Genomic DNA, 12,983 nt, shown 5'->3' on the forward strand with positions numbered 1-12,983 from the left:
TGGTCTATTTTAATGCATCTAATAATTTAAACATGTTTTGGCGCATCCTACTGGATGATCCTTGGTAATTGTTAACCAATAGAGCAAAGGTGTATTCGGCTCCCTCACTAGATTTCTGATATCCCGTATATCCTAAAGTTCCTCCAATTGTCCCACTTTTCATTTGGGTGCCATTGATCTTTGGAAGAGAAGTATAAAATTGCTCAAACCAAGGTCTTCCTCTTGCATATTGCATAATTTGGCTCATAGCCTTTGTTGTCACCCTATTTTGAGGAGATAATCCAGATCCATCAAAGATATTGATTTCGCTTGGGCTTATCTTAAGTTTATTTTGCCAGTATTTAGAAAGCAATTTAACAGCTTCTTCAGTCTCAAATTTATTGGCTGTAATTCCGCCAACGACTTTGATCAATGCCTCACCATATAAATTGATACTTTTTTGATTAAACCAGTGAACAATATCGGTTAATTTAGGTGAATGAACCGTCAATATTAACTTACGATCGGCTGGGATTGTCTGTTGATGAGTTGAATGGTTTAATCTTGTTAAAGTTGTAAGGGTGTCCAATACCCTAATTGAATCCTTAAGCAATGAATTAGAGAGATCATTAACTAATGCAAGTGCAGGATCTGGATTGGATATTTCGATTGTTTTTTGAAGATTTGATCCATAGGTCCCCCTTAAATAAATCACCTTGGAGTATGGCGCTGAATAGGCATATACATTATCTCCGGAACCGTGAGTTCCCGTGGTTACTTCATTTATTAATTCGAAATAAGATGGAACTCCGGAGGTGTCCAAAGTTGCTGGTTGGCCTGTTTTTGTTGGAGTAAAATCAACCCCTAATTTGTTCTCTCGCCAATTTAAAGAGGATATTCCTGCACCATAATAATTTCCGATATCAGTCCACATCCATGTTCCTGGTGTTCTATAACCATTGTATAATTTGTCGTCAGCAATTATTTTACCATTAATTTGTTTGATTCCCAGTTTTTGAATTGCCTGTTTCCATTTGTTCAATACTACCTGGGCACTATGTTCAGGATATCTTTCACTACCTAGTGTAGGGTCTCCCGAACCCTCGATGATGATGTCACCATTTAATGTACCTAATGAGTCTATAGTTCCAGAATAATATAAATGGGTATCAAATTTAAAATCTGTGCCTAGGAGATCTAAAGCTGTGATGCTGGTGATCACTTTAAGTGTAGATGCGGTTGGTAACCCTATCTTATTATTTTCTTGAAAAATGGGTTCTCCAGTTTTCGCATTAATTACCGTAAAAGAAGCAATTCCATTTTGTAAGGACGCATCCTCTTTAAAGGACTGGAACGCTGTCTGAATTTTTGACTTTATTCCCTGTGCCTGAATCGACTCAATGCTAAGAATACTAAGCACGGTCATGAAATAAATAATTGAAAAAATTCTATTCATATTTAGCAAATATCGTAATCTAAGGCACAACTCGTACACAAAATATGTAAAATTTCAAATCTATAATAATGTGAGGGCATAAATTACTAGACTTTTCATAACTTGCGAATTATATTAAAAAAAACATAATGAATTACATCGATAAGTTGACTTTCATCCGTCAGTTGATGAAAGAAAAGGGTGTAGATGCCTATATTATTCCATCCTCCGATCCGCATATTAGCGAATATCTACCTGAAAGATATAAATGTATTGCTTGGACTTCTGGTTTTACGGGTTCAGCTGGTACATTAGTCATAACCCAAGATTTTGCAGGTTTGTGGACTGATTCTAGATATTTTGTTCAAGCCAATGAGCAATTAGCTTCAACAGGTTTTGAATTGGTGAAATTAGTAGTGCAAGGAAAAGCAGAATATGTGACCTGGCTGTCTCAACGGTTAACTTCAGGAAATACCGTTGCATTTGATGGGAATCTTGCCTCTGTGGCGGTAGCACAGGCTGTTCAGACTGAATTGTTGCCATTAGGCGTTGTGGTCAATGGAAAAATTGATTTGCTCGATTCCGTTTGGGAGAATAGACCTGAGCTTCCTGTTGAACAGGCTTATTTATTGTCTGAGCTGATTACCGGTCAATCCACCAAAGACAAAATCGATCTGATAAGAGAAAAGTTAAAAGAAAAACATGCGGATGCACATTTCGTCTCCTCATTAGACGATTTGGCTTGGATTCTGAACATTCGTGGGAATGATGTGCCGTGCAATCCTGTTGTGTTGGGATTTTTGTTAATCCAAACAGATCAATGCACCTTATTCATTGAAAAAAGTAAACTCTCTAGTGCGGATGTTTTAAAACTTAATGAAAGCGGAGTGGGTATTGAAGAATATCATCAAGCTTATCAGGCTATTCAGAATTTAGACGCAAAATGCCTTCTATTAGACCCAAAACGGACGTGTTTTGCTATTCACGATGCAGTAAACGATACGGTAAAGATTTTGGAGGATATGAATCCTTCGACAATGCTAAAGGCTGTAAAAAATGCTACGGAAATAGCAAACACTAGGAATGCTATGGTAAAAGACGGAGTTGCTTTAACGAAGTTTTTTAAGTGGTTAGAAGAAAATGTTGCTAAAGGAGAATTGTCTGAAATTTCCATTGCCGAGAAATTACAACACCTTCGTTCTCAATCTCAAGGATTTGTTGATATTTCATTCGACACGATTGCGGGATATAAAGAACATGGAGCGTTACCTCATTATAAAGCAACAGATACCAGCAACTCAATTCTTAAAGAAGAAGGTTTATTGTTGGTCGATTCTGGAGGTCAGTATATCGATGGTACAACCGATATAACTCGAGTTGTATCATTGGGTAACATTCAACAGCATGAACGAGAAGATTATACGCTGGTACTAAAGGGAACCATTGAGGGATCTCAGACCATCTATCCAAAAGGAACCAGAGGATATCAAATTGATGCTATTACTAGAAGACCAATTTGGGAAAACCTTAGAAACTATGGACATGGTACAGGTCATGGTGTTGGATTCTTTTTGAATGTTCATGAAGGACCACATGTATTCAACTCAGCACCAATAGACATTACTATTGAACAAGGTATGATTACCTCGATAGAACCTGGTTTATATAGAGAGGGTTCTTATGGCATTCGAATCGAAAATCTGGTTCTTAGTAACATCATTGAAAGCAATAATTTTGGTGATTTCATGAATTTTGAAACCCTTACAATTTGCTATATTGCCACTGATTTAGTAGATAAAACATTCTTGGATCAAAAGCATGTTGACTGGTTGAATCAATATAATGCTTGGGTTTTTAAACAACTTTCGCCTCATCTTTCAGCAGATGAAAAGACTTGGTTGGAGAATAAAACTAAAGCCATATAACTAATTGAATTTGACTCAATAAATTGTATTGGCTTTAATTCACAAATACCATAAAAAAACTCCCCTGTTATTTTTAACAGGGGAGTTTTTTAGATAGATTTTAGTTCTTTTTTGCCCACCACAATGGTGTTGAAACAGCGTCTTCTCCTCCCAATAAGCTAACCGCTTGGTTATACTTCTCTGGAGAGGCTTCTCTTAAACTTGAAGGATAAGGGATGCGTTGTGGAAAGAAGGTTACTTTATTCGTCATGAAGTTACTTGCATTCAGATCTGCTAGATTTGGAAGCGGATTTTCAATGGCTGGATTTTCAAAGAATGGTAAACCCAATCTTCTATGATCATTCCATGCTTCTAATGGCAACCAAGGCATATTGGCTATATATTTTTGTGTAATGATTTTTGTTAAAGCATCATTCCGCACTGAACCGTTTTTATAAATGGTATTTACTGGATAAGCCATATTTGCAGTTCCAGGGGCACCGGTGTATCCATCAACAAATGTTATATTATGGGAGTTTCCTGGCTCTGTGGTATGCGTGAATTTAACAGAAGTTCCCACTCTGTTGTAATCAGAGGAGTTTAGATAAGCATTAAGATGTTGGGAAACTTTCCAATACTCAAAGTTAGCCTTAATTCCTTCTTCATATGCTAATTGCGCTGTGATACCGGTATTCCATCCCTTGACTGCGGCTTCTGCCAGAAGAAAGTAAGATTCCCAAGCAGCAAAAAAGATGCGTTTGCTTTGACTACCTCTAAAATTTTGGGCTAATCCTGGAACTTTTCCAACTTGAACATTGCGGATTCCGTTGGCGGTGCCTTTTGACCCAAAGTCACCAATTGCTGCTGTACTCCATGTGTTTTTAGTGTCTACAGTAATATCTCCTGATGTACGCTTCATCGTGGCAGTTGTTGTTTTTGCGTCATCTGTCCAAGATGGGTAGTTCGAAAATATACTACTATTAACATCACCTGGAATGAAGAATGTTTTGTAAGCTCTTGGGTCAATACTGTATGGAAGACCATCGAAGAAATATCCCGCTGAGGGATCATTTGTTTTTACAGAGTAGTGTTCTAACATGCGTTTACCAGCATAATTGGCCGGCTTGATGTTGGGATGGAAAGAAGATGTTAATTGTTCATCTGATTTTATTCCACCCAGACCTAAATAAAGATTGTTTAAGGTAGAGGAAAGCACCTGACCATTCCATTCTCGGCTCATTACACCAGATAGGGGATCCCATCCTGGTTTTTCTGCAATGGCAAACATGTCAGCTTCAGTTTTGATGTACTGTCCTTTAGAGGCAGCATCTTCAAATTCAGCTTTCGCTTTAGCCGGATCGACCTCAGAAATTCGCATCGCTAAGCGCATTCGTAGGGAATTCCCATATTTAGTCCACTTATCCGTGCTAAAACCATAAGCATTGTCAAATTTTGCTAAACTACTTGGGACTTCATTTGCTGGGTCTAATTTTGAGGTTGCATCCTTAATTTCAGTCAATAAATACGTGTAAACCTCTTCTACAGAATTATAATCTGGATTATCACCTTTGAACCCATTGATAGGGATAGGTCCAAAATTATCGGAGAGTTCACTCATTAAATAAGCTCTCCAAATTCTGCTGATTTGGACCATATTGTTCACATATTGTTCCGCCTCATTATTTGCAATCCTTTGTTCTCCAATTTCAATTGCTTTATTAACGCTCGAGAGCCATTTACTCGCATATCCTCTGCCCCAATATTCGTTGGACCACCCGTCATTATGTGTGCCCACAGCTATTCCGTTTGATAGATGCTGCCTAGCTGCATTTTTCCAGTACAAAACAAATATACGTTCAGCGATATTTGGATCTTGCTGCGCTCCGATCAAGGCATCATTGAATAAGTATTCAACTTGTATTTGCGTCTCATTCACCTTTAAAGGGTCGACGTTCATCTCTTCGAATTTCGAACAAGATGAAAGGCCTGCCGTTAATGCTAAACAGAACCCTACTTTTGTTAATATATTTTTCATTTTCTTATCTTCCTTTAAATTAAAATCCTAGAGTTAAATTGACAAAGAATGATCTTGATGTTGGTGTAGAGAAGTTCTCAAAACCTGTAGCATTGCTGCTGATCGAGAATACAGACTCAGGATCAATACCGTTCGCATAGCTTTTGATCATCCATGCATTATTTACTGTGAAAGCAATCCTTGCCCGTTGCAAAACCTTACTTTTTAGTACAGATGATGGTAGGTTATAGCTTAACGTTATATTTCTTAAGCGGATATTGGTTGCATCATAAATATTCTGCTCATTGATCCCTAGATTCCCTGAATTAGTAACTTGGTTCCAGTACTGCTGAGGTGTTACCTCTTTGGTGTTTTCACTGTAGCTTTCGCCATTTTGAATGGCTCCACTTACAATAAAATTATCACGGGATCCATTTGGCGCAGTAATTTCTGCCAAACCGTTCCTTTGTAAGTTCAAGTTTGTTCCCGAAAAGAATTCACCACCAAATCTTCCGTCAATCTGGAAACTCAATCCAACATTCTTGTAGGCAAAACTATTGGTCCAGCCAATCAACGCTTTAGGGGCTTGGTTACCCAGTAAAACTGATCCAGTCGCTTGAGGAAGACCCTCTCCGTTTAACAACAATTGACCATTAAGTGGGCTGTTTTCATCTTCAACACGCAGAAATTTTGATCCATAGATATTACCATACAGCTCGTTTTCGACTGCACGAACAGCTAAGTTGTCAAAACCACCTAAATTATAGGTATTAACATCTTCTGTTAGTTCGATGATTTTGTTGGTATTTTTTGAAAAATTTAATGAAGAATTCCAATTCACCCCTGATTCAGATTGTAAAATTTTACCATCAGCAGTAATTTCAATACCTGTGTTTTGAATATTACCCGCATTGATTCTCTCTGCTCTAAATCCGCTCATTGGATCAGTTGGTATATCTATAATTTGATTGGTCGCATTGTTTTTATACCAGGCAAAGTCTAGACCTAAACGACTATTGAATAACCGAGTGTCAAATCCAAATTCAATGGTTTTGATTAATTCATTTACAAGACTTGCATTGAATTTTATATCGTCATAACTTCCTGTCGTATTAGAATTTGGATCTTTACCAACGGAAAAGCTGTTGTATAGACCATATGGTGAAGTATCATTACCCACTTGCGCATAAGAACCTCTAACTTTTAAGAAGTTAATAAAACTTGGCAGGTCTCCTCCATTTTTAGTAATCATATCAGAAAGCACTAAGGATGTGCTGACAGAAGGATAAAAGAATGGTTCTAATAAGGCAGATGACCAATCTTCTCTACCTGTTAAAGAGATAAACCAGTATCCACCATAACTTAGTTCCGCAGTTGCATACAAGGAATTAATTTGTTTTTCACGATGGAGTTGTGAAACAGATGGGTTCCCGATTCCATTGCTTACAGAAAAGAAATTTGGGACTTGAAGTTCACCAGCATTTACGCTTAACATTGTTTCGTTGGATTGCATTATTTGTCCAAATAGCGATCCTGAGATTCCCCATTCACTTCCTCCTAATTGTGCTTTGTTCGCATGTAATGCAAGCGTGTAGTTTTTCTCGGAAAAATTAGATTTGCTATTCGAATAGCGACCTGAAGAAGTTAACGGGCTTCCACTGTAAGTACGGTTGTCAAATTTAGTCGCGTAAGTATCCATTCCTGCACGTGCTTCTACATCTAGCCAATCTGTCAACTTGTATTTGATGTTGGCATTCATTAAATATCGATCTCTAATGTCATTATTTAATTGGTAGTTTGCTAACCAGTAAGGATTTATGCTATTTGTGGTTCCGTACCAATTCATCTTACCCAGATTATTGATTGGATTCTTATAATCCAGAATGTTTAATGATCTTGGCATTGTGAATAAGGTAGAATATGCATTGGAGTTATTCTGCCCTGATGCCGGTCGATTCAATGCATTGTTGTTCATGTATTGAATCTTTACATCGGTAGTCCATCTTTTGTTCTCGCCGAAAGTTGAGGTCACCTTAGACATGAGGTTTAATCGCTCTAAGCTAGAACCAGGGATTTTGCTTTGGTCATTTAAATAGGTTGCCGAAGTGTAAACACTGGTATTATCATATTGTTGTTGAAAGGAAATATTTTGCGTGTGATTTACCCCCGTTTTAAAATAATTCTGGATGTTCTCGTGTGCCCGATATGTTGATCCCATTTCTGGTCCCCAACTAGTTCCGCTAATTGCATCAAAAATACCATCAGAACCTTGTGCAAAAGAATTTTGCAAACTTGGAAGTGTAAATAAAGATTCTATACCTAAGGTAGAAGAATAGGTAATACCAGTCCCTTTTTGTGCCTTTCCTGATTTGGTGGTGATGATAATTGCTCCGTTACCGGCTCTTGAACCATAAAGAGCCGATGCTGCCCCACTTTTTAAAACTGACATGCTTTCAATATCTTCTGGGTTGATATCTCCTAAGCCGTTACCCATATCTGTACCTGGATTCCAAAAATCATTATTTGTTGAACCAATAAAATTATTCATTGGAATACCATCTACTATAATTAAGGGTTGATTGTCACCTGTTAAGGAGTTATTACCACGTAAAGTAATTTTTGTTGACGAGGCTGGTCCAGCTGAGCCCTTAATCACTTGTAGTCCTGAAACCTTACCAACTAATGCATTGGCAACATTGGTTTCTTTGGCATCTGTAAGCTGTTCGGATTTGACTTCTTGGAATGAGTACCCTAAAGATTTACGCTCTTTTTTGATACCCATTGCTGTTACTACTACTTCATCAATGTTTCCTGCATCTTCTTGTAAGGAGACGTTGTGAATTGTAGAATTTACAGTTATCGTTTCGCTAGTGTATCCAATAATGCTAAAACGGATTTTGTCTCCATTTTTAACCTCTATGGAATAATTACCATTTTGATCCGTTTGAGTTGCTTTATTACCTCCGATGAGGGAGACGCTTACTCCAGATAATGCTCCATTTGAACCTGTTACTTTTCCAGTAACGGGTTGTTGTGCAAATAAAGAGGTTATGCATAAAAACATAACTATCGATATACTGCAACATTTTGAGTAAAATTTGGTCATTTGATGATGATTTTTAATTTATAATTTCTGTTTTTTTTCGTTTATATATGCTCTTGTCAGCATTTGCAATGGTGATACATGCTGAACCTAATAATTGAATGTTTTCTGTGTTTGAGAATTCCAGTATTGTATGTTGCGATAACCTCTGTATGCTGAATTCAAAAATGGCGCTTTGGACTTGAGGTAATAATGCATTTTTTGCCTTTGCACCGCGGCCACTAATGACGACCTTTTCTGGATTAATAATATGAATTAGGGTGGCAATTCCTTTGCCTAACATATATCCAATCCGATGTATTGCTTCTAAAGCAAGTTGGTCCCCTTGATTTGCTGCACTTAATAACTGATCACCCGTCACTGTTTGATTTAATTGAAACAGGGGTCGCAACGAAGAATCATCTCCTGACTGCAGTTTTAGAATAGCAAAGTCAACAGCTGCTAGTAGCGATGCTTCTACCTCTAAACAGCCTTTTTTTCCACAAGAACATAATTTGCTGACATTGGATAGTGGAATATGACTAAATTCACCGGCATAGCCGCTATGGCCGCGATATAGTTCATTGCCGAAGATCATACCTAGCCCTACACCCCAATTTAAGTTGATTACCATTACATTCTTTGAATTTCTTCCTTCCCCAAATTGATGTTCTGCAATAGCAATTGCGCTCGAATCATTCTCCACAAAAGTGGGTAAGTTGAATTCTTTCTGAATGTTTGTTTTTAGATCGTAAAATTTAGAATCTGTAGTATAGGATTCGTTCTTGCCGGTATTGCTATCTACAAAACCTGGAATAGTTACTCCAATTCCGTAAATGTTATTTATATCTTCCTCGCCCAACACTTCGTGGATTAATTCAGTTAAGATTGAAAAGGAATTTTCGGCTCGTATGTCTATTTCCCTTGTAATGATTTCTGATTTAAAGGTGTTGTTGAAATTAACTATACCTATTGAGGTGTAAAATTGGTCAATGGCAACACACAGCAATAAAGGAAGGTTGTCAGCGCTAGGAACAAATTGAGCAGCCCTTCTGCCGCCTGTCGATGGGGCCAGACCGTTTTGTTCAACAAGTTTACTCTCCAATAACTTATTAATTGTACTGGTTATATTGGGTACGCTTTTACCGATTGCAGCACTTAATTCTGCAATGGATTGAGGGTTTGAATAATACAAACACTTTAGTATCGATAATTTTAGGTTTTCCAAGTAATAGAGTGTTAATTTAGTGTAAAGTTATATTAAAAAAATTGTAACCTCCAATTACTTTTTAATTTTTTTAATAAGTATACTTATCATTCTTGATTTTTATATCTATGTTTCTCCATTTGAAGGAACAATTGAGCGTCTTATAAGGTTAAATTCGTTGGTGTATAATTTTTTAAGGTGAAAGATGTACCTTAGATTATTGTAAAATTATGAAACAACGATATTATTCTTTAGATGTTTTCAGGGGAGCTACAGTTGCCTTGATGATTATGGTAAACAATCCAGGTACTTGGTCGCATATGTTTTCTCCATTAAAGCATGCTCCTTGGCATGGGTGCACGCCTACAGATTTGGTCTTTCCTTTTTTCTTATTTGCAGTCGGTAATGCGATGTCATTTGTGATTCCTAAGCTACAAATGTCGGGTGATCAAGAATTTTGGAAAAAAATTATTAAACGAACGATTCTAATCTTTTTGATCGGATTAATCTTAAACTGGTTTCCATTTGTACAGTGGACCGAGGAGGGACTTCAATTTAGAGAATGGGTTAGTTCTATTGATCCAAGTAGAGGTGTTAGAATCTTAGGTGTATTACAACGGATAGCTATTGCTTATTTCTTTGCTTCTATTTTGGTCTATTATTTTAAACCGAAAAAGTTAATTCTGATTTCAGGAATCATTCTTATGGCCTATTGGGCTATGTGCGCTTGGCTCGGAACGGCAGATCCTTATTCTTTGGAAGGCTGGTTCGGAACAGATATTGATAAACAAATCTTGGGTGTAGCCCATCTTTATAAGGGCGAGGGTGTTCCCTTCGATCCCGAAGGGTTGGTAAGTACATTACCAGCAGTTGTTCAAGTCGTTTTTGGTTATTTGGCAGGCGTATTCATAAAAAGACAAGGTCAGGTCGAATGGTTATGGACAAGGGTTCCTCAAAGTAATGAGAGTCATTTTAAATTATTGTCGGGTTTATTTGCTACAGGTTTTATTCTTCTACTTTTAGCTTGGTTCTGGTCATTAGGATTTCCAATAAACAAAAAAATCTGGACAAGTTCCTATGTACTTTATACTTCAGGTCTTGGTATATTGTGTTTAAGTACAATGATTTGGTATATAGAGGTACAACAAGTTAAAAACAAAGTAACTCAGTTTTTTGATGTGTTCGGTAAAAATCCATTATTCATTTTTGTTCTAAGTGGCTTGTTACCAAAAACCTTAGCTCTAATTCGAATTCCAAATGGCGTAAATGAACAGGGTCAACAGATTTTCATAACACCATTTAGCTGGTTTTATAAGAATGTTTGTGCAGCAATACCTGGACCCCCTGAATTGGGGTCATTCGCATATTCACTTTGTTTCTTAGCATTTATGTGGGCCATTTGTTATTGGTTAGACCAGAGAAAAATTTATATTAAAGTATAATCCTGAACCCGGGAATTTCAACGGAAGGTAAACAGTTTGAAAATAAAATTTTTATTTCGATTTACAGATACTATCTTTGCAGCTAATTAATTAAATTTTTAACGCTTCAATATTATTCAAGAATGTATTTAAGTAAAGAATACAAAGCTGACATCTTCGCGGAATTTGCGGGTACAGCAGTAAACACTGGTTCTGCAGAAGGACAAGTTGCTTTATTCACTAAAAGAATTGCTCATTTAACTGAGCATTTGAAAAAAAACAGAAAAGACTTTAACACGCAACGTTCTCTACAAAAACTAGTAGGTAAACGTCGTTCATTATTAGCTTACCTGTACAAAAAAGACATCGCAAGATACCGTGCTATTATCAAAGGCTTAGGTTTACGTGATATCATCAAATAAGCTTTTAGTTACATTATTAAAAAGCTCCGTTATCGGGGCTTTTTTTTTGTTACTAAAGTTGATATCAACTTTAGTAACTAAGGATACTTTAAATTCTTTTATTGGAAAGCAACCAGGTAATTGAACTTCCATTTTTCCTTTATAATACCTATATTGATTTTTGAAAACTTTATTTTATTCGATGCTAAACCGAATAATCTATAAGTAGATAATCGATTATTTAATACAGACCAACCTACAAAAATGAATTATTTAAGAGAAAAGTGTCTTTTTTTTACCTTCATGCTTGTTTTTTTGCTTGGAGATTCCCAAGCACAATCAAAATATTTTAAAAAATGGCCAAAAGGCAAATCTCCAGAGGAAATAGGACGATTGTTGTCTGGCCGATTTGTTCAATCACCACATTCTAATTGGGGTAAATCTGGCCCAGCAAATGAAATAACATATCCTGAAACCTGTGCTTGGTATGGAGCGTTGCTTTTTGCGAATATTACTAAAAATGATTTACTATTAAAGGCATTACAAGGGAGGTACGAGGTCGTCTTGTCGACAGAGAAGAGGTTAATCCCAAAAGCGGATCATGTCGACCATACCGTTTTTGGCGCTATTCCCTTGGAATTATATCGACAAACCGATTCTGTTAAATATTTAACCCAGGGTTTGATTTACGCAGATAAGCAATGGACACTTCCTGAAAACCCTCTGCCAGAATTTATCGAATTACATAATCAAGGGTATACATGGCAGACACGTTTATGGATTGACGATATGTTTATGATTTCTGCCATTCAGTCTCAGGCTTACCGGGCTACGGGTAATCAGAAATATATTCATCGAGCTGCTAAAGAAATGGTAATGTATTTGAGTAAATTGCAGAATAAGAATGGATTATTTTATCATGCACCCGATGTTCCTTTTTTTTGGGGTCGTGGGAATGGTTGGTATGCCGCTGGTATGGCCGAGTTGCTACGTTCTTTACCTGTAGAAAATACATATAGGGCAGAAATTTTAGCAGGTTATACAAAAATGATGAACACTTTATTGCATTATCAAGATAATTCGGGGATGTGGAAACAACTACTAGATGAACCTACCTCATGGAACGAGACTTCCGGTACAGCAATGATTACCTATGCAATGGCATTGGGTGTTAAAAACGGTTGGTTGAGTGAAAAGAGGTTTGGTCCTGTTGTGCGGAAAGCTTGGTTAGAGCTTACGAATTATATTAATGAAAATGGCGATGTCCGCGAGGTGTGCGAGGGGACAAACAAAAAAAATGACAAACAATATTATTTAGAGCGAAAACGCTTAATCGGAGATATGCATGGACAGGCTCCTGTTCTTTGGGCTGCTTTCGCGTTATATCAATAATTTTTTTCTTATACTATTCTGGAAAGCGACCTGCCAGTGCTATAGTGTTATCAGCTTGTTGTTAGGGGCACGAGCTGTCGGTTTAATTATTTTTTTTCAATATGTTTAAAACTTAAATTTTATTTACCTTTGAACGATTAAAAAGGTC

General features: G+C 37.0%; 8 protein-coding genes. 4 read left to right on the plus strand and 4 right to left on the minus strand.

Annotation, left to right across the window (positions count from 1 at the left end; all coding sequences use genetic code 11):
* Positions 1-4: 4 nt before the first annotated feature.
* On the minus strand, positions 5-1,435 hold the full coding sequence (gene dacB / locus AC6CHH_RS10210; RefSeq protein ID WP_498282441.1) for a D-alanyl-D-alanine carboxypeptidase/D-alanyl-D-alanine endopeptidase: 1,431 nt from the start codon (positions 1,433-1,435) through the stop codon (positions 5-7).
* 128 nt (positions 1,436-1,563) lie between these two features.
* On the opposite strand from dacB, the gene AC6CHH_RS10215 reads away from it, so the two are divergent.
* Entirely contained in the window at positions 1,564-3,339 is a 1,776-nt protein-coding gene (locus tag AC6CHH_RS10215) for an aminopeptidase P family protein (RefSeq protein ID WP_498282443.1), read from the plus strand.
* A 100-nt stretch (positions 3,340-3,439) separates the two neighbouring features.
* Here AC6CHH_RS10215 and AC6CHH_RS10220 read toward each other — a convergent pair whose 3' ends face one another.
* Genes AC6CHH_RS10220 through AC6CHH_RS10230 form a run of 3 tightly spaced genes read right to left on the minus strand, consistent with a single transcriptional unit; the run spans position 3,440 to position 9,609 of the window.
* Positions 3,440-5,353, minus strand: coding sequence for a SusD/RagB family nutrient-binding outer membrane lipoprotein (locus AC6CHH_RS10220; protein ID WP_498282445.1), 1,914 nt, complete (start codon positions 5,351-5,353; stop codon positions 3,440-3,442).
* Positions 5,354-5,372: 19 nt separating this feature from the next.
* Complete coding sequence (locus AC6CHH_RS10225) at positions 5,373-8,396, minus strand: SusC/RagA family TonB-linked outer membrane protein (protein ID WP_498282447.1); 3,024 nt, start codon at positions 8,394-8,396, stop codon at positions 5,373-5,375.
* 55 nt (positions 8,397-8,451) lie between these two features.
* Entirely contained in the window at positions 8,452-9,609 is a 1,158-nt protein-coding gene (locus AC6CHH_RS10230; RefSeq protein WP_498282449.1) for an ROK family protein, read from the minus strand.
* A gap of 242 nt (positions 9,610-9,851) precedes the next feature.
* Here AC6CHH_RS10230 and AC6CHH_RS10235 point away from each other — a divergent pair, with 242 nt between their 5' ends.
* The 3 genes from AC6CHH_RS10235 to AC6CHH_RS10245 all read left to right on the plus strand — a co-directional run bounded on the left by AC6CHH_RS10235 (position 9,852) and on the right by AC6CHH_RS10245 (position 12,835).
* The gene (locus AC6CHH_RS10235) at positions 9,852-11,063 is read left to right on the plus strand and encodes an acyltransferase family protein (RefSeq protein WP_498282451.1); all 1,212 of its coding nucleotides are present in this window, start codon (positions 9,852-9,854) and stop codon (positions 11,061-11,063) included.
* A 122-nt stretch (positions 11,064-11,185) separates the two neighbouring features.
* Positions 11,186-11,464 carry a 30S ribosomal protein S15 gene (rpsO, locus tag AC6CHH_RS10240; RefSeq protein WP_498282453.1) on the plus strand — a complete coding sequence of 93 codons (279 nt, stop codon included), beginning with the start codon at positions 11,186-11,188 and terminating at the stop codon, positions 11,462-11,464.
* 243 nt (positions 11,465-11,707) lie between these two features.
* Complete coding sequence (locus tag AC6CHH_RS10245; RefSeq protein WP_498282455.1) at positions 11,708-12,835, plus strand: glycoside hydrolase family 88/105 protein; 1,128 nt, start codon at positions 11,708-11,710, stop codon at positions 12,833-12,835.
* The last annotated feature ends 148 nt before the right edge of the window (positions 12,836-12,983 follow it).

It is taken from the genome of Sphingobacterium sp. GQ94, from assembly GCF_059758715.1.